Genomic DNA, 22516 nt, shown 5'->3' with positions numbered 1-22516 from the left:
CCATTGAAAACGCATTGCGTATATAAACCATGCAACAACAGGAATTCCTGCGCGACGCGATGCGCCGCCTCAACCTGACGCGCAATGCGTTTGCCGATCGCCTGGGCGTGCGGCGCCGCGCGCTCGATACCTGGCTGCTGCCGGAGGATTCGTCGGAATCCCGCGCCATGCCCGACATGGTCGAGAAATTCGTCACCGAGATCCTCCGGCACGAGGCGCTGGCGGCCGAGCTGCCGGGGCAGCCGGACCACCGGCCGCTCGCCGACCGCATCGCGGTGGAGGGGCTGCGCCACCTGCTGTCCGTGTCGCAGTTCGACCGGGGCAGCCTGGAAGACCTGTTCCACGTCACCGACGTGATGCAGCCCATCGCGCGCCGGCAGAAGGTGTCCCGGGTGCTCGAGGGCGCGGTGCTCGGCAGCCTGTTCTTCGAGGCCAGCACGCGGACCCGCGTGAGCTTCGGCGCCGCGTTCTGCCGGCTGGGCGGCAGCGTGTGCGACACCACCGGCTTCACCTTCTCGTCCATGGCCAAGGGCGAATCCATCTACGACACGAGCCGCGTGATGAGCGGCTACGTGGACGCGCTGGTGGTGCGCCATCCCGAGCGGGGATCGGTGGCCGAGTTCGCGCGCGCCACCAACATTCCCGTCATCAATGCGGGCGACGGCCCCGGGGAGCATCCCAGCCAGGCCGTGCTGGACGTGTACACCATCCAGCGCGAGTTCTCGCGCCAGGGCCGGCTGCTGGACGGCGCCCACGTCGCGATCGTGGGCGACCTGAAGTACGGGCGCACCGTGCATTCGCTCATCCGCCTGCTCTCGCTGTACCGCGGGCTGCGGTTCACGCTGGTGGCGCCGCCGTCGCTGGAAATGCCGCACCACCTCGTCGAGCTGGCGGCGCAGCGCGGCCATGCTGTGGAGACCGTGGATTCGCTGGAGGCCGGGCTGCTCGGTGCCGACGTGGTCTATGCCACCCGGGTGCAGAAGGAGCGTTTCGAGGGCGAGGCCATGGAGGGCTACACGCCCGAGTTCCAGGTGCGCAAGGGCCTGGTGGATGCGGTGTGCCGGCCGGACACCATTCTCATGCACCCGCTGCCGCGCGACGGCCGGCCGGGCGCGAACGACCTGAGCACCGACCTGAACCACGATCCGCGCCTGGCCATCTTCCGCCAGACCGACAACGGTATCGCGGTGCGCATGGCCCTGTTCGCCGTGCTGATGGGCGTGGAGACGCAGGTCGCCGGTTCCCTGCGCGACGCGACCTGGAAGTCGCCCCGGTACGTGGGCCCGGACGACGCGACCTTCGACGGCCTGGAGTGACGTCCGCCGGGCGCGGCCCGTCGCGCTACAGCGCCAGGAAGGCCGCCGCGGCCACGGCCGTGGGCACCAGCGCGCCCAGCAGCAGGTCCCCGGCGCCCACGGTGCCGTCCGCGAAGCCGGGCTTGAGCAGGGCCACCCCGGCCGGGTTGGGTGCATTGGCGATCACCGTGAGGCCGCCCCCGGCCACCGCGCCGGCCACCAGCATGTACTGGCTCTGCGGCGAGATGCCCCCGATGAGCGAGCCCAGGTAGGTGAGCGCCGCGTTGTCGGTCACCGCCGTGAGGCCCAGGGCGCCGAAGAAGAGCGCGAGCGGCTCCAGGCTGGAGACGATGGGCTGCAGCCACCAGCGCTGCAGGCCGCCCAGCACCACCAGGCCCGCGAGGAAAAAGCCGACGAGCAGCGCCTCCTTGAGGATCAGCGGGCTCTGGTGCCGCGCATAGGCCTGCGTGAAGCCCAGGAACAGCAGGAACAGCCCGAGGAAGACGACAGGGTGGTGCGCGAACACCACCACGCCCGCCAGCAGCGCGATGTGCACTGCCGACACCACGGCCGGAACCGGGGCGCCGGCAACGGCATCGGGAAGCACGCCCCGCGCGGCATGGCGCAGCAGGTGCGGGCGCAGCACCAGCGCGGCGAGCGTGGCGTTGGCGAACACGGCCAGCGCGGCCTTCCAGCCGAAGTGCGTGAACATGAAGGCGCTGTCCCACTGCCAGGTCGCGGCCACCATCAGCACCGGCGGCGCCGCGTAGGCAGTGAGCGTGCCGCCGATGGAGACATTGACCAGCAGCACGCCCAGCGCGAGGTACTTGGCGCGTTCGGGAATGCCGGAATGGAAGGCCACGGGCGCCAGCAGCAGGGCCGCCAGCGTCATGGCCGCCGGTTCGGTGATGAGGGAGCCCAGCAGCGGGACCACCGACAGGCCCAGCCAGGCCAGGGCCACCGGCCGCGCCACGGGCAGGTGCCGCGCGAGGGCCTCCACCGTGCGGGTCACTGCGTCCAGGATGGGGCGGGACGCCGCCACCACCATCACCACGAAGACGAACAGCGGCTCGGTGTAGTTGCGGGATTCGGCATAGGCCAGTGCTTTCGTGCCGCCCTGCATCAGGGCGAGCAGGGCGATGAGCATGATGGCCCAGAAGCCGAAGACCACTTCGACCTCGCCGAGCAGGTGGAAAAGCCCCGCATGGCGAGGGAAGCGCCGCGAGAGCCGTTCGAACTGGCTGGCGGCGAAGGTGTGGAGCAGCGCGACGGCGAAGACCGCGGCGGAAACGCCCTGGGCGAAGGGATGGGTGTCCATGGAAGGGTGCAGGAGGTCGTGTTGGTACACGCGCGGCGGCCCGACCTGCGCGACGACCTGCCATCTTCACCGGTGCCGCGGAGGGGGGGCGGCAGCGGGAAGGGCACCCCTTGGAGCACCAGTGTAGCGCGTCAGGCGCGCAGGGCTGCGCGCAGCCGCTCGCCCGCGTAGGCCTGGGCCTGGCGGGCTTTTTCCAGCACGGCGGCGGCGCCGAAGAACTCGTGGGCCACGCCCTCGTAGTCGCGCCGCTCCACCGGCACGCCGGCCTCCTGCAGCGCCTTCTCGAGCTTGGCGCCGTCGCTGCGCAGCGGGTCGATGCGGGCGTTGATGATGGTGACCGGCGGCAGGCCTTCCAGGCGGGCATCGACGAGGGACAGGCGCGGGTCGGCCAGGTCTTCCTCGGAGCGCACCAGGTGGTCCACGAACCATTTCACCATCGCGCGGTTCAGCGGCTTGGCGATGGCGTTTTCCAGGTAGGACTCGGTGTTCAGGTTGGTCTGCGCCACGGGATAGACGCTCAGCACATGGCGCGGCGCGCGCAGGCCCGCGTCGCGCACCGCGATGGCGGTGGCCACGGCCAGGTTGCCGCCGGCGCTCTCGCCGGCCAGTGCGATCCGCTCGGGATCGCCGCCGAGGACGCCGGCGTTCTCGGTGACCCAGCGGTAGGCGGCGAAAGCATCGTCCCAGGCTGCGGGGAAGCGGTTTTCCGGGGCCTGGCGGTAATCCACCGACACCACGATGGCATGCGCTTCGCGGGCCAGGCCGCGGGCGCCGCCGTCATAGACCTCCTTGCTGGCGATCACCCAGCCGCCGCCGTGGAAGTACAGCACCACCGGCAGCGGGCCCGGAGCGGTCTCGGGGGTATAGACCGTGGCGCGCAGCGGTCCCGTGGCGCCGTCCACGGTGGTTTCCGTGGCCTGCACGCCAGGCACCAGGCGCTCGGGATCGGTGGAGCGGCCCTGTTCGCGCAACAGGTGATTCACGGCGTCCGCCACCGTGGGCTGGCGGCGGGCTTCCGCCACGTCGAGCTTTTCGATGGCCCTGGGTCCCAGCGCTTCGTGCGCGCGGGCCAGCGCCAGCTGGTCGTCGTCCGCGCGCACGGCGGCGACGGCGTTGGAAAGGGCATTGAGGAGGGGGTTGGGCTGGCCGTGGTCGTCGTCGCTCATGGGGGCTCCTGCACGTAAAGAGGGAAGAGGAATGGAGGAAGGCGGGGAGGGTGGGGTCGGCGCCGGGGACAACCCGACCGTGCCACTGTAGGCAGCGGGGCCATGCCCGGCTGTGGGACGGGCGCCCGCCCCGGCGTGGGCGCCGCGGACCCGTTCCATGGCGTAGCGCAGGCGCGGCAGGCGCCGCCAGCGGGTCGGGCTGCCCGCTGACACGGCCGGGCTGCAGGGTCCGCGATGCTGCGGCCTACGTGCCACAACACCACCAGGAGAACGCACCATGATCCTCAACAAGACCTTCGCCGCCCTCGCCGCTGCCGCCGCCCTGCTGGCAGGCCACGCCGCCCACGCCCAGGTGGGCAAGGCCGCTTCCGAAGCGGCAGACGCCACGGAACACAAGATCGACCAGAAGCGCGCCGAGAACGACGCCAAGCATAGCGGCCCCGTGGGCAAGGCCGTCAACAACGCCAAGGCCGGCTACCACAAGAACCGCGCGCACCACTCCAAGGAAAAGGCGAAGGAATCGCTGAAGAAGTCCACCGACTGACGCCGGTCCCCTTCCGCCACCTGCAAGGCCCGCCTCGAGCGGGCCTTTTCTTTGGGGCCGCAGGCACAAGAATGCCCGCCGTGCGATGCTGGCATTTTTCTCTGCTGTCCGGCGCAGTGGCCGTGGAGACTGCGCCGGCGCGGGAGGCTGGTCCCCTCAGCAGGAATCGAACCTGCATCTAGCGCTTAGGAGGCACTCGTTCTATCCATTGAACTATGAGGAGAGGACGGCGGATTGTAAGGCCGGCCGCGGAGGTGCCAGGGCGGGCAGCCGAACGCGGCGCGGGCCGCCCGAAGCCTGCCTTGGACGACTGTTTGAATATACAGTATGCTCCAGCCATGCCTTTCGAACAGATTGCCATCGCGTTTTTCGGCGCATTCGCCGCGTGGCTGTCGCAGGCGCGCTCGGCGCGCTGGCGGCGCTGGGCGTGCGTGGTCGGGCTGCTGGGGCAGCCTTTCTGGTTCTGGGCCGGGTGGCGGTCGGGGCACTGGGGCGTGTTCGCCGCCTCGGCGCTCTATGCGCTGGCCTGGCTGCAGGGCGCATGGGTGTACTGGCTCGCGCCCCGCAGGCCGGGCGATGCGCCAGCGGGGCTGGGCACGATCCAGCTGGCGCCCGGTGGCCGGGGCTGATCGCCGACGGGCGCCAAGGGGGGATCGTCGTCCTCCGGCCGGGACGGGCTCTACAATGGTTTCCGCATGCCTCCACTCCTCGACCTGACGTCCCCGCAACTGCTGGCGATCCTGCGCGGGCGGGGGCTGGGTGCCGGCATGGAGGCGCTCAATGCCAATGTCGCGCACCGCTACACCGGCATCTTCCGGGTCGATGGGCCCCGCCTCTTCAATGTCCATGTGTACGACAAGCTCGGCCAGGCGCGCCCGGAGGCCCTGGCGGTGGTGGAGCTGGCCGACAGCTTCTGCCAGTTCGTGCTGCGCGATGGCGAGTTGCTGACCGAGAATTCTCTGCACGAGGAGAGGCTGGCACACAGTCCCTTCCGCGGCGTGGTCGTCGCCTACCACGGCGTGCCGATAGGCGACAACGCGGGCGGGCTCTGGGGCACGCTGTGCCATTTCGACTACGAAGAGCGCGAGCTCACGCCTGTGCAGTACGAGCTGCTCAAGGCGGCGGGCCACATGCTCTATCCCTTCGTGCGCCGCCTGCACGGCGGGCCGGTGCCGGAGGCGCCGCCGGGCGCGCGGACCCCGTCCACGTCGCCTCTCCCTCTCCCTTCCGTTTCCTGAAGACCCGCGGTTCCGCGCGGGCCGGGCGGCAGCGCGCGGCACGTGCGCCGCTTCAGTCGTACCGCAGCGTGTAGATCAGGTCCACCGCGCTTTGCACGCCCGTCTGGCCGCGCAGCGTGAGCCGCTGCGTGAGGTCGTAGAAGATGTAGAGCGTGCCCAGGGCGCCCGAAAGGCTGCGTTCGTAGGTGACGTACAGGTCCTTGGACAGCCGCTTGCCGAAGGTGAGCGCGGCGCCGGAGGCGTCTTCGCTGCTGGCGCCGGAGTTCGGGCCGCGGAAGCCGATCTCATCCAGCCCCAGTCGGCTCGCGAAATTGCCCGCACCCGCATTGCCGCCCCCGCCGCCGAGCAGGGCCAGCGCGGCCTGCTGCAGCAGCGCGGCCTCGGCCCCGCCCGCGGCGGTGCTGCGGCCCAGGACCACCCAGGAGAGTTTCTCGGCGTCGGGCAGGTCGGGGTCGGAGTAGAGCGCCACGCGCGGCGCCTTGGCCGTGCCCGAGACCTGCACGCCCGCGCGCACGCTGATGTTGGGCCGGATGGCCAGCACGTCCAGCGCGGGGTTGTCGTAGGGGCCATTGAAGCGCGCGAGTCCGGTCTCGATGTTGAGCGCCTGGCCCCATGCGCGGTAGCGGCCTTCGACGGTGCGGACCTCGCCGGTGATGCGCGGCGGGCCGCCGGCCGTGGTGGCGCCGCGGATCTCCAGCTCGCCGGCCAGGCGCGTGGTGACGCCGTGGCCCTGCAGCGCGAAATCATCTCCGAGGTCGAAGGTGAGGGCGATGTCGGGCGGGCGCGCGGCTTCCACGCGGCCGGCCCGGGCCCCTTCGCGCTGGGCGGCCTCGGCGCGGGCGCGGTCGGTGGCGGCGGAGCGCACGACCACGTCGCTGCCCAGGCTGGGCGCGCCGGCCTCCGGCAGGATGATGGTGGCGCGGTCGGCGGTGAGCTTGCCGCGCAGCGACATCTGGCCCTGGCGCAGCTGCGCGCGCACCTGGCCCGAGATGCTCACCTGGCGGTCGGCGCGCACCAGTACCTGCAGGGCCCGCGCATCCGCGGTGAAGTCCATGGCGATGCCAGAGCCGCCCGCCGCGGCGTCCCGGCCCATGCCGGCCCACGACACGGTGCCGGTGCCCGAAAGGGTTCCGCCGTCCTTGGGCGCGGCGGTGCGGTTGCCGCTGAAGCCGGCGATGCGCGCGCTGCTGCCGGGGCCGCCGTTCACGCGGAATTCGGTGATCTCGAGCCGGTCGCCGCGCAGCGCCGCGCGCAGGCGGCCGTTCTGCAGGTCCACGCCGTCGAGCAGCGAGCGCACGGCCAGTTGGTCGGCGGCGAGCGTGCCGCTCCAGCGCGGCGCAGTGCGGGTGCCGGACAGCGCCACGTCGGCATCGAGCGTGCCCTGCACGCGCCAGCCCGGCGGGGCGAGGGTGGACCACACGCCCACGTCGGGCAGCCGCGCGCGCGCGGTGGCGGAAAGGGGAGCGTCGGCGGGCCATTCCCATCCTTGGCCCACGCGCGCCAGGCGCGTGGAGGCTTCGGCCTGGACCTGGCCCGCGCGCTCGCTGTCCCATTGCAGGCGCGCACGCACGGTGTCGCCTTCTGCCTGCAGGCGCACTTCGGCGGCGCGCACGCCCGCGGGCGTGCCGGCGCCGCGGGGCGTGTCGGTCGCGGAGGCGTTCGCGGCGGCGGCCGTTCCGCGGACCATGTCGGCGGCCGATCCCGTGCCGGTGCCTGCGCTCGGGCCGCTGCTGCGCACGACGGTGGCCGCGGGTGCGTTGCCGGTCAGCAGGCGCAGGTCGCCGGAGGTGCGGCGCAGGCTGGCGGACGCGCGCAGGGTGTCGCCCGCGTCCACGTCCCAGTCGCCGTCGAAGACCAGGTTGCCCTGCACGCCCAGGCGGTCCAGGGCGTCGCTGCCCTGTGCCAGCGCTTCGGCCCAGGCCATGGGCAGGCCCTGCAGCTGGCCGCGCGTGCGCAGCTGCAGGCTGCCCGATGCGGTGCGCGCGAAGCGCACGGGTTCCCAGCGCAGGGTGACATCGCCCGGGGCGGGCGCGGACACGCGCGCCTGTCCGCCGGAGGTTTCCACCTGCAGCGTGGGTGCGGTGCGCGCCGACACGGTGAGCGGCTGCGCGAACTGCACCGTCCAGGGGCCCGGGCGCTGTCCGTCTCGGGCCTGCAGGCGCAGTTCGTCGATCTGCGCGCGCCACTGGTCCGGGCCCGCGGCGCCGCCGGAGCCGCGCAGGCGCAGGTCGAGCCGGCGCTCGTCGAGCCGCGCCTCGCCGTCCAGCGAGAGGGTGGCGTGCGGCACGGAGCCGGCCACGTCGGCCCGCACGGCCGTCAGCTTGACGGTCGCGGGGCCTGCACCGGTGCCGGGCCGCGGCGGCAGGGCCACTTCCCAGCGCGGGGCGGCGAGGCGGGCCTGCAGTTCGAAGGGGCCGGCGGCGGTGGCGGCGCCGGCCTGGGGCCGGGCCACGAGTCCCGCGGCCTGCAGCTGGCCCATCAGGGATTCCCAGCCGCCGCTCCAGCGGGCATCGAGGCGCGCCTCGCCCTGCAGCGCGGCGCCGCCGAGGGCGGTGCCGAGGCCGGGAACGGATTCGATCCAGCGCTGCATGCGCTGGGCGTTGGCCACGCGCAGGTCGAGCGTGCCTGCGCCGGCGCGCGGGGCGATGCGGCCGTCCACCTGCGCGGTGGCACCGGGCAGCGTGGCCTGCAGCTGGCCCTGGGCGGAGCGGGTGGTGGTGTCGATGCGCAGCTGGCGGGCGCTGGCTTGCACCTGCAGTGCGTCCAACTGCAGTTGCGCGAGGGTGAGCAGGCTGCCCTGCCAGGTGCCTTCGGTGGCGAGGCGGTCGATGCGCAGCGGCGGGGCGGCCTGCGCCGTGGCCGTGCCGCCCTTGTGGGGCGCGCGGGCGGTGCCCGTGGAGCGGATGTCGGCCGAGAAGCGCACCAGCGGCGTGGGTGCGGAGGCGCCGGCCGCAGCATCGCTTCCGGCGGCGGTGGCGGGGACGCCGTCGCTGCGTGCGCGCGCCCGGCCGGAGAGCGGTGCGGCGTCCAGGGTGCTGAGCACGGCGTCGGGCCGCACGCCGCGCAGTTCCAGGTCGCCGTGGAGGGCGTGCGTGGCGGGCGTGAAGGCGCCTTCCAGTGCGATCGTGCCGCTGCCCACGCGGGCGGTGGCCTGGGGCACGGTCCAGCGCGCCCCATCGAAATCGGCGCGCGCCTCGATGGATTCGACCGGCAGCCGGCCTTTGTCCCAGGGGCCGGGCAGGGCGTTCTCCAGTTGGGCGGACAGGACCCAGCCGGTGGCGGGTGGCGTGCCGGCGGACGGGGCGGGCACGGATGCGGCCGATGCTGGTGCTGGCGCCTGGGAGGGCGCTGGCTGCGGCGTGGCCTGTAGAGCCCCGGTTTCTGGTGCGGTGGCCGGAGCGGGGGCGGCTTCGATGCGGCCGCTCAGCCGCGTGGCAGGAGCCTGGGGCCAGAGCGCGGCCGCGTCCAGGGCCTGCAGCTGGGCCTGAGCCTGCAGCAGGGGCTGCGGAGCCCAGGGGGCGATGCGGGCCTGGACCTGGGCCTGCATGGGCTCCGCGCTGGAAGGCGCTTTGCCGGCGAGGGTGGATGCGGATGCCGCGCCGGCAGGCGGTCGTGGCGCGGAGCCGGCGCGGCGTGGCGCGGACGCGGCGGGCCGCTGCGGCGCCTCGGCCTGCGCGGCCACGGCCTGCAGGCGCCCGGAGACATCCAGGCGCGCGGCAGCGGTGGCGAGGGTGCCGCGCACTTCGGCGCGGGCGGTGGCTTCGAGGTCCGCGCCGCCGCCGGGGGCCGGCGTGCGGACCACGCCGTCGGCCGTGAGTTGCAGGGCCATCGGGGCCTGCGCCTGCAGCGTGGCACTGCCGCTGTAGCGGCCCTGGGCCAGCTCCAGGTTGTCGAGCGTGGCGCTGTGCTGGTCGCCGTCGAAGCGGTAGCGGCCGGCGAGGTTGCGCACGGTGACGGGGCTGGCGGCGGCCCAGGTGATTTCATCGACGCGCAGGGGAATGTCGATGCGCAGCGGCAGCACCAGCTGTTCCAGGGGCTGCACCGGCTTGTCAGGCTCGGGCTCCGCGGGCGTCCGCGGCGTGGCGACGATGCGCGCGGCATGCACTTCGCCCAGGGAGAGTTCGCGCTGCAGCAGCGGCGGCAGGTTCCAGCCGATGCGCGCGTCCTGCACTTCCACCACGAGGGTGGGGCTGCTCCAGCGCAGCCAGCCGATCTGCCCGCCCGCGCGCACCGAGCCGGAGACGTCGCGGGTTTCCAGGGTCTGGCCGGCCGGCAGATGGCGCGCGGCCTGGGCGAGTGCGGTGGCCAGGGAGTTGCCGGTACCGGTCCACCACCAGGCGGCAGCGACCAGCACGAACAGCAGCGCGATGAGGCTGGCGAAGGACCAGAGCGTGATGCGCAGGGCCCGCCGCCGGCGCGGGCGGGGTGGCGGGGCCGCAGCGGCGGCGTAGGGGTTCGGGGTCTGGTGCGTGGCCATCGGATCGCGAGAAAAATGCGGCCGGAGCCGGTCAGAAGCTGAAGCCCAGGCGCAGGTGCAGCCGCAGGGCCTTGGCCTGCACGCCGTAGGCGACGTCGGCCTGCAGCGGGCCCACGGGGCTGCGCCAGCGCAGGCCGGCGCCCACGCCCACGCGCGGATCGAAGTCGCCCCAGCGGTCGGCCACGGCGCCGGCATCCACGAACACGGCGCTCTCGAAGTCGGTGCGGTTGCCGCGCAGGGTGATGGGGCGCTGCCATTCCACGCTGCCCACCGCGAGGTAGCGGCCGCCGTAGAGGGTGTCGTTCTCGGTGCGCGCGCCGATCTTGCGGTAGCCGTAGCCGCGCACGGTGGTGTCGCCGCCCGTGAGGAACAGCTGGGTGACCGGGATGTCCGCGCCCTGGCGGGCGATCACCGCGCCGCCCTCGGCGCGCAGTGAGAGCCGGCTGGAGCGCACGATGCCCTCGCCCATGTCCACGCGGCCCAGCGGGAGGAACGACTGCCAGCGCACGCGCGTACGCACGAACGGATCGCGCTCGGGCCGCAGCGTGGTGCCCACGCCCAGTTCGGCCGCGAGGCCGTAGCCGCGCGTGGGCGAGGTGTCGTTGTTGAAATAGCGGCCCGTCCAGCCGTAGTTGGCGCTGATGGCGTTGCTGGAGGGCGGCGCCGACGGGCCGCGGCTCTTGGAGTCGTCGTACTGCAGGAAGTAGCTGCGGTCGATGTGCCCGATGCTTTTCGTGCGGCCGCCGCGCAGGCGCACGCTGTCGGTGTCGTAGCTGCCGGTTTCCTCGCGCTGCACCTGCGCACCGCCGAACCAGCGCCAGCCGCTCTCTTCGGGCAGTGCCGTCCATTCGGTGGACAGCAGGCGCGTCTTCTGGTCGATCGTGACCTTGCTCACGGCGCGCCAGCCGATGCCGGGCAGGCGGTTGTGGATGTGGTCCACGCTCAGGCGCGCGCCCGTGTCGGTGGAGATGCCGACGCCGAACACCACCTTCTGCAGCGGCGCCTCGCGCACCTGCGCGGTGACGGGCGCGGCCTGCGGATCGGTGCCGTCGGTGTCGAGGGCGAGGAACACCGCGTCGTAGTAGCCGCTGCTGGCCAGGCGTGCCTGCGCGTCCAGCAGTTCCTTCTCGGAGTAGTCCGAGCCGGTGGGCAGGCGCGCGATGCGGCGCGCGCCGTCGGGGTCGTAGCGGTGCGCGCCCTGCACGCGCAGCGCGCCGAAGCGGTAGGGCGGGCCCGGGGCATAGGTGACGCTCAGCCCGGCCTCGCTGCGGTCGGCGTCGATCTCCGCGCGGCTCGCGTCGATGCGCGCCGTGGGGTAGCGGCGGACCTGCAACTGGCGCAGGCCGTCGGCCTTGGCGCCGTCCCAGGCATCCTGCGTGAAGGGTTGGCCGGGCTGCAGCGACCAGGAGCGCTGGATGCGCTCCTGGCGGCGCGCGAAGTCCGGCGATTCGGCCTCCGGGCCGGTGAAGGCGATGTCGGCCGCGGCGACCTGCGTGCGCGGACCGGGTTCCACGTCCACGGTGATGGACCGGGGCGCGGGGCCGCCGGGCGTTTCCTTGAGCGAGATGGTGAGCGTGGGGCTGAAGTACCCCATGGTGCCCAGCAGCTCGCGGGCATTGGCGTCGGCCGCGCCAAGCAGACGGGAGAGTTCGCTGGCCTGCAGGTCGGGAAGCTTGCGGAAGCGCTGCAGCTCCATGTGGCGCTGGAGCATTTCGCGCACGGCGTCGGGGCCGCGCACGTCGAGCGTGAAGGCATCGGCGCCGCTTCCGGCTTCTCCGGCGTCGGAGGCGAGGGTGGCGGTGTTGTCGTCGCTGTCCGCCTTGTCGCGGGCGCCGGGCAGCAGGCTGCAGCCCTGGAGCGCCACGAGACTCAGAAGCAGCAACGCCGGCCAACGGGCCGGCGCTGTAGTCAGGCTGGGCATGAAGTTTATTTTGACAGCAGCCGCATGGTCTCCTCGAGACCTTTGAGGGACAAAGGGTACATCCGACCCCCCAGCAACTGTAGGATGAGGCCGATACTTTGCCGGTACTGCCAGACGCCCTGCGGTTCGGGGTTGATCCAGGCGTGTTTCGGGAAGGCGTGGGTGAGCCGCTGCAGCCACTCGGCCCCGGGCTCCTCGTTGTGGTATTCGACGCTGCCGCCGGGCTGCACGATCTCGTAGGGGCTCATGGTCGCATCGCCCACGAAGATCAGCTTGTAGTCGCGGTTGTACTTGCGGATGATGTCCCAGGTGGGGAACTTCTCCGCGAAGCGGCGCCGGTTGTTCTTCCACATGTAGTCATAGACGCAGTTGTGGAAGTAGTAGAACTCCAGGTGCTTGAACTCGCTCTTGACCGCGGAGAACAGCTCCTCCACGCGCTGCACGTGTTCGTCCATGGTGCCGCCCACGTCCATGAGCAGCAGCACGCGCGCGTTGTTGTGGCGCTCGGGCACCATCTTGATGTCGAGGTATCCGGCGTTGGCGGCCGTGCTGCGGATGGTGTCCGGCAGGTCCAGCTCCAGGTCGTTGCCCTCGCGCGCGAAGCGCCGCAGCCGCCGCAGGGCGACCTTGATGTTGCGCGTACCGAGCTCCTGGGTGTCGTCGTAGTCGCGGTAGGCGCGCTGCTCCCACACCTTCACGGCGCTCCGGTTCTTGCCGGCGCCGCCGATGCGCACGCCCTGCGGGTTGTACCCGCCGTGGCCGAAGGGGCTGGTACCGCCCGTGCCGATCCACTTGCTGCCGCCCTCGTGGCGCTCCTTCTGCTCTTCCAGGCGTTTCTTCAGCGTGTCCATGAGCTCGTCCCAGCCCATCTTCTCGATGGCGGCCTTCTGCTCGGGCGTGAGTTCTCGCTCCAGGATCTGACGCAGCCAGTCGGCGGGCACCTCCTTGCGGAAGTCGGCCACCATCTCGACGCCCTTGAAGTAGGCGCCGAACGCGCGGTCGAACTTGTCGAAGTGCTTCTCGTCCTTGACGAGCACGGTGCGCGCGAGGTGGTAGAAATCGTCGAGGTTCCAGCCGTCCTCGGATTTCGGGCCGACGACGCCTGCATCCAGCGCCTCCAGCAGGGCGAGGTATTCCTTCACCGACACCGGCAGCTGGCCGGCGCGCAGTGCGTAAAAGAAGTCGATCAGCATGCCGGTGCGTCCTCGTGGCTTTTCGCGCGTGCGTACGTTCCGCGTCAGGCCGCGGAGGCACCCGCGCCTGCCGCCGCCGTCTGGTGGCGCTCCAGCAGGTAGAGCAGGTGGGCTTTCGTCTCGGGCCATTCGCCGGCGCGCAGGCTGTACATCACCGTGTCGCGGATGGTGCCGTCGCGGCGCAGCGCGTGGCCGCGGAGCACGCCGTCCTTCCTCGCGCCCAGGCGCTCGATGGCGCGCTGCGAGGCGAAGTTGAAGTTGTCGGTGCGCCAGCCCACGACGTGGCAGCCCAGGGTGTCGAAGGCGTGGCCCATCATGAGCAGCTTGGCCGTGGTGTTCACGTGGGTGCGCTGCACGCGCCGGGCGTACCACGTCCAGCCGATCTCCACGCGCTTCACCGCGGGCAGGATGTCGTGGTAGCTGGTGGTGCCCAGCACCTCGCCGCTGGCCTCCTCGATGACCGCAAAGGCGAAGCGGTGGCCCTGGGCGCGGCCCTCCAGCGCGGCCTCGATGTAGGCGCGGGTGTTCGCGGGCTCGGGCACGGAGGTGACGCGCAGCGTCCACAGCTGTCCATCGGCCGCGGCGGCGGCGAGGCCGGCTTCATGGGCGAGTGCGAGCGGCTCCAGGCGGATGCCGCGGTCCTGCAGGATGACGGGTTCGACGAAGGCCATGGCGTCCGCTCCCGGGTCAGCGGTTGCGCTGATTCATGAACACCAGCTTCTCGAACAGGCTCACGTCCTGTTCGTTCTTGAGCAGCGCGCCCACGAGCGGCGGGATGGAGACCTTGTCGTCCGCGCTCTGCAGTGCCGACAGGGGAATGTCTTCCGCCACCAGCAGCTTGAGCCAGTCGATCAGTTCGCTGGTGGAGGGCTTCTTCTTGAGGCCGGGCAGGTTGCGCACGTCGTAGAAGGTTTTCATTGCCGCGGTGAGCAGTTCGCTCTTGAGCGCGGGGAAGTGCACGGCCACGATCTGGCGCATGGTGTCCGCGTCGGGGAAGCGGATGTAGTGGAAGAAGCAGCGGCGCAGGAAGGCGTCGGGCAGTTCCTTCTCGTTGTTCGACGTGATGAAGACCAGCGGGCGGTGCTTCGCGCGGATCAGCTCGCGCGTCTCGTAGCAGTAGAACTCCATGCGGTCGAGCTCGCGCAGCAGGTCGTTGGGGAATTCGATGTCGGCCTTGTCGATCTCGTCGATCAGCAGCGCCACGGGCTGGTCGGCGGTGAAGGCCTGCCAGAGCACGCCCTGCACGATGTAGTTGCGGATGTCCTTCACGCGCTCGCTGCTGTCCGCGTCGCCCAGCTGGCTGTCGCGCAGCCGGCTCACGGCGTCGTATTCGTAGAGGCCCTGCTGCGCCTTGGTGGTGGACTTGATGTGCCACTGCATCAGCGGCAGTCCGAGGGTGCGTGCCACCTCCTCGGCCAGCAGGGTCTTGCCGGTGCCCGGCTCGCCCTTGACCAGCAGCGGGCGCTGCAGGGTGATGGCTGCGTTCACCGCGAGCTTGAGGTCCGGCGTGGCGACATAACTTTCGGAACCTTGGAATTTCATGGCGTGGCGGGCGGTGAGGGTAATCGTTGATAAATGGCCGGAAGGGGCGCTGGCTATAATCATTTTGGCCCCCGAGCACCGACAAACTCCATTGGATTGTGCGCGCAAAATGAACAAGAAGTTGACCACGATATTCGCCGTCGCTGTCGCTTGCGTGACCGCCGCGGCGCATGCCCAGGACGTCAAGGGAGACGCGAAGGCCGGGGAGGGCAAGATCGCCATGTGCATCGGCTGCCACGGCATCCCGGGCTACCAGGCGAGCTTCCCCGAGGTGTACAAGGTGCCCATGATCTCCGGGCAGAACGCCGGCTACATCGCCTCGGCGCTGCAGGCCTACAAGAAGGGCGACCGCAGGCACCCCACCATGCGCGGCATCGCCGATTCGCTCTCCGACCAGGACATCGCCGACGTGGCCGCGTACTACGCCGGCCAGGCCCGCCCGGGCGGCGCACCCGCCAAGCCCTCGCGCGAGCCGGGCGCCCAGGTGGCGCAGCTGCTGCAGAAGGGCGCCTGCGTGTCCTGCCACGGGGAGAGCTTCTCCAAGCCCATCGATCCGTCCTACCCGAAGATCGCGGGCCAGCATCCCGACTACCTGTTCGCCGCGCTCAAGGCCTACAAGACGGGCGGCCCCGCCGCGGCCACCGTGGGCCGCTCCAACGCCATCATGGCGGGCATCGCCAAGCAGTTCTCCCATGCCGAGCTCAAGGCCCTGTCGGGGTATCTGGGGTCGCTCGACGGTGAATTGCAGGTGGTGCCGCAATCGCGCTTCCGCTGAGTTTCGCGCCGCAGGCGCATATTCCAGGGTATTTACCCATTTCCTTTTCCAGGAAAATGCCGCTGATTAATTGCGGTGGCTGAGGCCGCCGGTCAGAGGGGCGTGGACAGGCGCAGGTGCTCGAGCGGCGCCGGTCGCCCGAAGTGGTAGCCCTGCGCGTTCGCACAGCCCATGGACCGCAGGCGGGCGGCCTCGTCGGCGGTTTCCACGCCTTCGGCCACGACGGAGACGGCAAAGCCCCTGGCCATGCTGAGCACGGCCATCACGATGGCCTCGTCCTGGGGCGAGTGCAGCAGGTTGCGCACGAAACGCTGGTCCACTTTCAGGCAGTCGAACGGCAGCCGGCCCAGGTAGGCCAGCGACGAATAGCCGGTGCCGAAATCGTCGATGGCGATCTTCACACCCAGCGCGCGGATCGCCGCGAGCCGCGCGCGGGTCACGCCGTCGTCCTCCAGCAGCACGGATTCGGTGAGCTCCAGCGTCAGGTGCCCCGGCGGCAGGCCGCTGTCCTGCAGGATCTGCTTCAGGGTGTCCTGGAAGTCGGACTGGATGAGCTGGCGGGCCGAGACGTTGACGTGGATGTCGAAGTCGTCCGGCAGCTGGGCCAGCCGCCCGGCGATGGCGTGCGTGGCCTCGCGCAGCACCCATTCGCCGAGGCCCAGGATGAGGTCCGAGGCTTCCGCCACGGGAATGAACACGCCGGGCGGCACCAGGCCGCGCGTGGGGCTGTTCCAGCGGACCAGGGCCTCGGCGCCGATGGTGCGGCCGGAGGAAAGTTCCACCACCGGCTGGTAGTGCAGCACGAACTGTCCGCGCTCCAGGGCCTGCCGCAGTTCGGAGGCGAGGCGCACGTGCTCCAGGGAGCGCTCCATCATGTCCGGCGTGAAGGGCACGCACTGGCCGCGGCCCATCCGCTTGGCTTCGCCGAGAGCGCTGCTCGCGTTGCGCAGCCAGTCCGCCAGCCGGCCGCTCGGCAGCGTGCCGGACACGGTTCCCACGGAGACGGTCAGCTGCACTTCGTCCTCGCCCACCGAGAAGGGCTGGGCGAAGACGTCCTGGATGGCCCGCCCGGCATCGGCCGGCGGGGCCGCGTCGCTGGCCAGGTACAGGAGCGCGAATTCATCGCCGCCCAGCCGGGCGGCGAGCGCCGTCGCGGACAGGGAGTCGCGCAGCCGGTCCGCCGCGGCCTGCAGCAGCCGGTCGCCCGTGTCCAGGCCCATGCTGTCGTTCACCGCGCGGAAGGCGTCGATGCCCGCCAGCACGAGCACGGCGCGCTGCGGATGCGGCCAGTCGGCCTTCTCGAGCAGGCCGCGGCGCGTGAGCAGGCCGGTGAGCGGATCGCCCAGCAGCTGCCGGCGCAATTGCTCGAACGAATGGCGCAGCCGCCCGGCCATGTCGTTGAAGGCCTGCACCAGGGTCCCGGTCTCGCGCAGCGGGCTGGTGATGCGCAGCTCCGTGTCCCAGTCGCCGCGGGCCATGCGCTGCGCGGCCCTGGCCGTGAGCAGGATCGGGGCGGCGATGCGCTGGATGGCCCACAGCCCCAGCAGCAGGCCGAACGCCGCGATGGCTGCGGTGGCGACCAGCAGCCGGCGGGAGGCCGCGCGCGTGTCGCCGAGCAGGTCGGCCTCGGGCAGCGCGACCACGATGCGCCAGTTCAGGCCGGGCACGTGGGTGAACGGCGTCACGCGGGCGAAGTACCGCTGGCCGCCCATGGGGTAGCTGAAGGCCGTGGCGCCTCCGTCCTGCGGGCCCGGCGGCAGGAACCGGGCCGCGGCGCGCACCGCCTCGCTGGTGCTCTGGCTGGCGAGCCGCCGGCCGTACTGGCGGCTGCCGGGTGCCATGGGCAGCGTCACGCTGCCTTCGCCGGATTGCGCGACCAGCCGGTCCTCGGCATCGAGCACGAAGATATGGCCGTGGCCCAGCAGGGGATCGTTGCTCAGGAAGCGCTGCAGCGTGTCGAGCCGCACCTCGGCCTGCACCACACCCACCAGTTCCCCCTCGGACACGACCGGGGACGAGGCCGCGATGATCACGTCGGCGCGCTCGCCCGCGCGGGTGTAGATGTCCGACCAGCGCGACTGGCCGGAGGCGACGACGGGCGCATACCACGGGCGGCTGCGCGGGTCGTAGCCCTCCTCAGAGGCGATGACGGCGCCGTTGCCGTCCAGTCCGTATATCTGCAGCCGGCCATGGGTGCTGCGGTCCTGCAGGATCAGCCGCAGGCGGCCGTCGTCCTCGCGCCGCATGCCGGTGTATTCGCCCTCGCGCCCGCCGAAACCCAGCAGGCCGATCTGCCGCTCTTCGGCATAGATGGCGTCCAGGATGGCGCGCAGGTATTCGTGGATCGAGCGCAGGTCGCCTGCGTGGTAGAGGCCGTGGCGTCCGATCGCGTCCGCGACGCTGCGCTGGACCCGGAACGGCGTGGCCAGGAAGTTCACGAGGCGGTCGCTGGCCGTGTGGGTCACGGCGTCGAGCAGGCGCACGCTTTCCTGGTCGATCAGCGCATCGATCTGGCGGTGCTGGGTGACCGCCTGCAGTGCCACGGTGCCGATGAAGAGTGCCGCGAACGGCACGGCGATGGCCGTGCGCAGCGACAGGGCCCAGCGCCGCACTTCAGCACCGCCCTTCGAAACCATGTTCCCGGCGTGCCGGAGGTCGTCGGTTCATGGTGGGACTGCCGTGGTCGTCGTCGGGTGTTTGCTATTTTAATTATAGCTACCGCCGGGGAGCGGTTTCAGTCGCGGGTGGCCCGGCGCTGCACGCAGGCCACATACGCGTTGCCGTCCGGAGGGCGCCCCGAGCGCTGGCTCTCCCAGAGCATGCTGCCCAGGCATTCCATGGCGGCATGGTGCGCATCCTGCAGCGATCCCAGGCGGGCGGCGAGCAGCTCCACCGCCTGGCGGATGCCGCGCGGCTGGTCGATGCTGCACTGCTCGCTGATCGAGAGGTGCATGGACAGGTGCAGGAAGGGGTTGGTGCAGCCGGGCGTGCGGTCGTAGTCGCGGGCGAGGGCGGCGTCCACGTCGGAGAGTTCCCCGTGGTATTCGGGGTGTTCCGCGATCCACAGGCTGGCCAGGGTCTCGATGGCTTCCATCGGCTGGCCTGCCTGGGCCTTGGCATGCACCGCGCAGAAAAAGCGGCGCACGTCCGCTTGCGTGGGATTGAACATGATGCCGCGCAGCGTAGCACGGCGGCATCGTCCCTGCGCGGTGCCTTATCAGGCCGTGGGCCGGGCCTGCCCGCCGTGCGGGGGCCCGGCGGCACTGTCGTCCGCGGCCTCCTCGATTTCCGGGACTGCGGTATGGCGCTGCCGCGCCTGCGTGGCGTGGCCGGCGCCGGACGCCACCGCCTGAGAGCCGTCGTCCGGTGCCGGCGCGGTCGCCGGGGCGGCGGGCGCCTGCGCGTTCGCCACGGCGGAGCGCACCCTGGCGTGGGCCTGGTAGGTCTGGTTGGTATTGCGGTAGGCCAGGCCGAAGGCGGCAGCCGTCGTGCCGACCCCGAGGAACGAGGTCAGCGCGGGGGCCGCCTGGTTGAGGCCGGTGGCCCTGGCGACCTGCTGCACCGCGAGGTTGGCCATGCCTGCGAACTGGTTCCAGGAGAACCGCGCGACGGAGTGGTCCAGGACGCGGTCGTGGTCCTTCATGGGCAGCTTGCTGCCCGAGTTCCATACCTGCTGGGCGCCCACCTGCCTGGTTTCATAGTGCTTGCCCACGCCCGCGTCGATCACTTCGACGGAGGTATTGAAGAGGCCGCGGATGAGGGCCACGAGGGCCGCATTCTCCAGCTGCGGATCGTTGACCGGGTTGTTCGTGTCCGCCACCTGGAACTGCAGGCCGCTGAGGCCGACGGAGCGCGCGTTCAGCACCGCGCCGACCACGCCGTCCGAGGCCGTGCTGGCGCCCATGGTCATCAACGTGTACACCGCCGCCATGGAGCTCATGTTGGCGTCGTTCACGCCGCTGGTGCCGGGGCCGCGGGTATCGACGAACTTGAGGCTGGCCTGCATCAGCTCGCGCATGGCGGCATAGATGACGTTGCGCACCTGGGTGGCGAGCACCCGCGCAGACACGCCGGGATCCCCGCCGGCCGCGGCGGTTGCGCCCATGATGAAGTTGCCGGTCTCGGCAATGACCTGGTTCGCCGTCACGCGCCGCGAATCCGCCTGCTGGATCTCCTTGCGCCTTGCCTTGTCCTGCGGGGACATGGCGTCCCACTGCGCGTTCGTGAGGCCGAAATGCCCCTTGACCGCGGCTTCCGGATCCCGGTCCATGCGCGCGTGCCGCAGCTTCGCGTGCGCCAGCACGGCCGCCATCGACACGGCGGTCTGCATGCCGACGATGGCGAAGGGGTTGTCCTGGGCGAACCTGGTGTTCACGATGCCCCGGTAGATCTGCAGCATCGCGTATTCGCGGGAGAAGGTGGGAATCCCGCAGGTCAGCAACTGCTGCACCGTGTGGCCGGTGAAGGCGCCCACGGCCGCGCGGCTGGGGAGCCGGTCGCCCACGAGGTCCTGCGCGCTTTGCCGGGTGAACTGGCTGGTGGCCTCCCAGCCCTGGTGTGCCTTCGCCGCCGTGTAGTGGTAGCCCTGCACGGCTTTGTCCTTGACTGCCGTGGCGGCCTGTCCCGCGTATGCGGCGCCCGCGACCGCGCCGCTCCTTACCTGGCCCAGCGAACTCTGCGCCAGATTCCGGGCCCCGGACGCCAGGTTCCGCCCCTGCTGGAGGAGCCGCGCGCCCCGTCCCGGGACGGGCGTGTGGGTCTGGGCTTCCACGTCGGCCATGTAGCGCAGGGACATTTCGCGCGCCGGGGCCCGGGGCGCATCGTTGCGCGGGGGCCTGCTGGAAGAGGCCGCGGCGGAGGTGGACGCCTGCGCATCCGGCCGTGCGAAGCGCGGCAGTTCCGTTTCCGGCAGACGCTGGCTGCCTGTGAGGGCGATGGGTGACGTCGGCTGGCTGCTGGTGGGCTGCGCCTCCTTGCCCGGGGAGGTGAGCAGGTGCTGGGGCGACGAGGTGCCCGGCGAGGCGGTGGTGTTTTTCAGCATGGGAGGCTCCTTTCGTCGGGTTTCATTGCATGGAGGCGGAGGTGCCGTCCATGCTGGCGGACAGGGCGGCGAAACCATCCAGCTGGACGGCCAGATCGGTGCCATCCATGCCCGCGGAGTCCCAGCGTGTCTGTACGAACGTGCCTTCGGGGGAGAGGCTCAGCGCGCAGCCGGCGATCAACATCAGCTCCACGTTGGCCTGCAGCGCAGCGGTGCGCTCGGCGCTGTCGGCCAGCGGCCGGTCCAGCGGTGCCGACAGCAGCAGCGTGCGGCCATCGCCGCAGGCCGCGATCTGGATATCCTTGCCCTGCAGCCGGACGATGGCGCCCAGCGGGAGGCCGGGGGTGCCCGAGGCCGCGGCGCCCAGCTCGTCCAGAGCCTGCCCGAGCAGGGGGCGGTGCCAGTCCGCACCGGCCTGTGCCTGAACCGTGGCTTCGAGACCCGGCGGCAGCGGCGGCATCTCCGGCGGCGCGGCTTCCGGCCCGGAGGCGCTCCCGGCCTGGCGCAGGGCATGCGCGTCGATCATCGAGGACAGGTGGTGCTGCACTCCGAGAGCGCTTTCCCGCAGCATGCCGCTGAAGTAGCTGAGCTGGAACAGATCCTGGGCCAGCAGCGCCGCATCGCCGACATGCGACGGGGGCACGCCGTGCACGACCACGGCGCGTCCGGCGGAATCCAGGCCGATGCCGATGGACCCGAGCGCCATGGACGGTGCGTTGAGGTGCAGCAGCAGGCTGGTCCAGACGGGCTCTTCCACGCCGGCAGGGCAGGGCTGCGACGCCACCAGGGCCCAGCGCTCCTGCGGGGCGTCCTCGATCCGCAGGGGACGGTAGCGGATGCCGTCCTGTTCGAAGGAGCGCGCCTCGGAGAAAGGCTCTGCGCCTTCCGTTTCGCCGAACCGGCGGGCCGCTTCGCGCAGCCATGCCGCCGGGGTAGGCGAGGGGGTGGATGGATCCGTGGTGCTTGCGGTGGGTGAGGTCTGCATGATGGCGCTTCCGTTGGCTATGCATATTTTTTTGCATATCCATTATCGAAAGCAGTATGAACGGCGAAGCAGGTGCGAGGCATGCGAAGCTGCAGGCCGGCACAGGCCGTAACCGGGGCCAGGAGCGTGATAGGCGCTGCCTGGCCTCGCGGAGAAGAGCGCGGCCTCAGCCGCGGCGCGTGCCCAGCAGCCGCGAGATGGTGTCGGCCGTGCGCAGCAGCACGGGCAGCAGGTCGCGCTGCATCATCTTCGCGCTGGTGCGGTTGGCCTGCCCGCTGATGTTGAGCGCGGCCACCGTGCGGCCGGTGCGGTCGCGCAGCGGGGCGGCGACGGAGATCAATCCTTCTTCCAGTTCCTGGTCGATCAGGCACCAGCCCTGCGCGCGGGCGGTTTGAACGCGGGCGAGCAGTTCCGCGTCCTCCACCACGGTGCGCGGGGTGAAGCGCTTGCGCGGCAGGTCCTGCATGAGCGCGATGACGCGCTCGTCGGGCAGGCCGGCCAGCAGCATGCGGCCCATGGAGGTCCAGAACGCGGGCAGGCGCGAGCCCACGCCGAGGTTGGTGCTCATGATCTTGTGGGTGTGCACGCGCAGCACATAGACCACGTCGTGGCCGTCGAGCACGGCGGCGGAGCACGATTCGTGCACCTCGCCTGCCAGCGCTTCCATGGAAGGCTCCGCCAGGTCCCAGATCGGCATGGACGAGAGGTAGGCGAACCCCAAGTCCAGTATGCGCGGCGTGAGGCGGAACAGTCGCCCGTCGCTTTCCACGTAGCCCAGCGTCTGCAGCGTGAGCAGGATGCGGCGGGCGCCGGCGCGCGTCAGGCCCGAGGAGGCCGCCACCTCGCTCAGCGTCTGTTGCGGGGCGGCCGCGCTGAAGGAGCGGATCACTTCCAGCCCGCGGGCGAACGACTGCACATAGCTGTCGCCCGGCCTAGGGTTTTTACCAGGGTCCTTGGGGGTATCGCTCATAAGCTGTTAGTTCTAGAATTAATTCATTGTACGAACATTTGTTCTTTATAC

General features: G+C 71.2%; 17 protein-coding genes and 1 tRNA gene. 5 read left to right on the top strand and 13 right to left on the bottom strand.

Annotated elements, in window-relative coordinates:
* Positions 1-29 precede the first annotated feature (29 nt).
* Positions 30-1316, top strand: a complete 1287-nt coding sequence (locus BLR05_RS13550) for an aspartate carbamoyltransferase (RefSeq protein WP_092835031.1) — start codon at positions 30-32, stop codon at positions 1314-1316.
* A 25-nt stretch (positions 1317-1341) separates the two neighbouring features.
* On the opposite strand, the gene BLR05_RS13545 is transcribed toward BLR05_RS13550, so the two are convergent.
* Both BLR05_RS13545 and BLR05_RS13540 read right to left on the bottom strand, forming a co-directional pair.
* Positions 1342-2613: a putative Na+/H+ antiporter gene (locus BLR05_RS13545; protein ID WP_092835029.1), complete on the bottom strand. Its 1272-nt coding sequence runs from the start codon at positions 2611-2613 to the stop codon at positions 1342-1344.
* A gap of 131 nt (positions 2614-2744) precedes the next feature.
* On the bottom strand, positions 2745-3779 hold the full coding sequence (locus BLR05_RS13540) for an alpha/beta hydrolase (protein ID WP_092835027.1): 1035 nt from the start codon (positions 3777-3779) through the stop codon (positions 2745-2747).
* A gap of 277 nt (positions 3780-4056) precedes the next feature.
* Here BLR05_RS13540 and BLR05_RS13535 point away from each other — a divergent pair, with 277 nt between their 5' ends.
* Positions 4057-4323 (top strand): hypothetical protein, encoded by a 267-nt coding sequence (locus tag BLR05_RS13535; protein ID WP_092835025.1) that lies wholly within the window; start codon positions 4057-4059, stop codon positions 4321-4323.
* A 148-nt stretch (positions 4324-4471) separates the two neighbouring features.
* Here the strand turns inward: BLR05_RS13535 and BLR05_RS13530 are convergent.
* A tRNA-Arg gene (locus BLR05_RS13530) sits at positions 4472-4546 on the bottom strand.
* Between the two features lie 115 nt (positions 4547-4661).
* Here BLR05_RS13530 and BLR05_RS13525 point away from each other — a divergent pair.
* Positions 4662-4952: a hypothetical protein gene (locus tag BLR05_RS13525; RefSeq protein WP_019703046.1), complete on the top strand. Its 291-nt coding sequence runs from the start codon at positions 4662-4664 to the stop codon at positions 4950-4952.
* A gap of 66 nt (positions 4953-5018) precedes the next feature.
* A complete protein-coding gene (locus BLR05_RS13520; RefSeq protein WP_092835023.1) occupies positions 5019-5561 on the top strand; it encodes a guanylate cyclase in 543 nt (180 codons plus the stop codon).
* Positions 5562-5613: 52 nt separating this feature from the next.
* Here the strand turns inward: BLR05_RS13520 and BLR05_RS13515 are convergent, their stop codons facing one another.
* From BLR05_RS13515 to BLR05_RS13495, 5 genes are read right to left on the bottom strand one after another with little or no spacing between them, the layout of a single operon-like run.
* A complete protein-coding gene (locus BLR05_RS13515; protein ID WP_092835021.1) occupies positions 5614-10038 on the bottom strand; it encodes a translocation/assembly module TamB domain-containing protein in 4425 nt (1474 codons plus the stop codon).
* Between the two features lie 31 nt (positions 10039-10069).
* On the bottom strand, positions 10070-11959 hold the full coding sequence (locus tag BLR05_RS13510) for an autotransporter assembly complex protein TamA (RefSeq protein WP_092835019.1): 1890 nt from the start codon (positions 11957-11959) through the stop codon (positions 10070-10072).
* A gap of 5 nt (positions 11960-11964) precedes the next feature.
* Complete coding sequence (locus tag BLR05_RS13505; RefSeq protein ID WP_092835017.1) at positions 11965-13152, bottom strand: vWA domain-containing protein; 1188 nt, start codon at positions 13150-13152, stop codon at positions 11965-11967.
* Between the two features lie 44 nt (positions 13153-13196).
* A complete protein-coding gene (locus BLR05_RS13500; RefSeq protein WP_092835015.1) occupies positions 13197-13823 on the bottom strand; it encodes a GNAT family N-acetyltransferase in 627 nt (208 codons plus the stop codon).
* Between the two features lie 16 nt (positions 13824-13839).
* Entirely contained in the window at positions 13840-14694 is an 855-nt protein-coding gene (locus tag BLR05_RS13495) for an AAA family ATPase (protein ID WP_092835013.1), read from the bottom strand.
* Positions 14695-14803: 109 nt separating this feature from the next.
* Here BLR05_RS13495 and BLR05_RS13490 point away from each other — a divergent pair, with 109 nt between their 5' ends.
* Complete coding sequence (locus BLR05_RS13490) at positions 14804-15469, top strand: c-type cytochrome (protein ID WP_092835011.1); 666 nt, start codon at positions 14804-14806, stop codon at positions 15467-15469.
* A gap of 92 nt (positions 15470-15561) precedes the next feature.
* Here BLR05_RS13490 and BLR05_RS13485 read toward each other — a convergent pair whose 3' ends face one another.
* From BLR05_RS13485 to BLR05_RS13465, 5 genes are all read right to left on the bottom strand, one after another.
* Positions 15562-18105 (bottom strand): bifunctional diguanylate cyclase/phosphodiesterase, encoded by a 2544-nt coding sequence (locus BLR05_RS13485; RefSeq protein ID WP_092835009.1) that lies wholly within the window; start codon positions 18103-18105, stop codon positions 15562-15564.
* Between the two features lie 98 nt (positions 18106-18203).
* Positions 18204-18638 (bottom strand): DUF1841 family protein, encoded by a 435-nt coding sequence (locus BLR05_RS13480; protein ID WP_092835007.1) that lies wholly within the window; start codon positions 18636-18638, stop codon positions 18204-18206.
* 48 nt (positions 18639-18686) lie between these two features.
* Positions 18687-20510, bottom strand: a complete 1824-nt coding sequence (locus tag BLR05_RS13475; RefSeq protein WP_092835005.1) for a hypothetical protein — start codon at positions 20508-20510, stop codon at positions 18687-18689.
* 22 nt (positions 20511-20532) lie between these two features.
* On the bottom strand, positions 20533-21495 hold the full coding sequence (locus BLR05_RS13470) for a type III secretion system chaperone (RefSeq protein WP_092835003.1): 963 nt from the start codon (positions 21493-21495) through the stop codon (positions 20533-20535).
* Positions 21496-21661: 166 nt separating this feature from the next.
* Positions 21662-22465 carry an IclR family transcriptional regulator gene (locus BLR05_RS13465; protein ID WP_092835001.1) on the bottom strand — a complete coding sequence of 268 codons (804 nt, stop codon included), beginning with the start codon at positions 22463-22465 and terminating at the stop codon, positions 21662-21664.
* Positions 22466-22516: the final 51 nt, after the last annotated feature.

It is taken from the genome of Paracidovorax cattleyae, assembly GCF_900104515.1.
In the GTDB taxonomy this organism is placed as follows: Bacteria; Pseudomonadota; Gammaproteobacteria; order Burkholderiales; family Burkholderiaceae_C; genus Paracidovorax; species Paracidovorax cattleyae.
The sequence above is the reverse complement of the archived record's forward strand: the minus strand, read 5'-3'. Positions and strand labels throughout refer to the sequence as shown.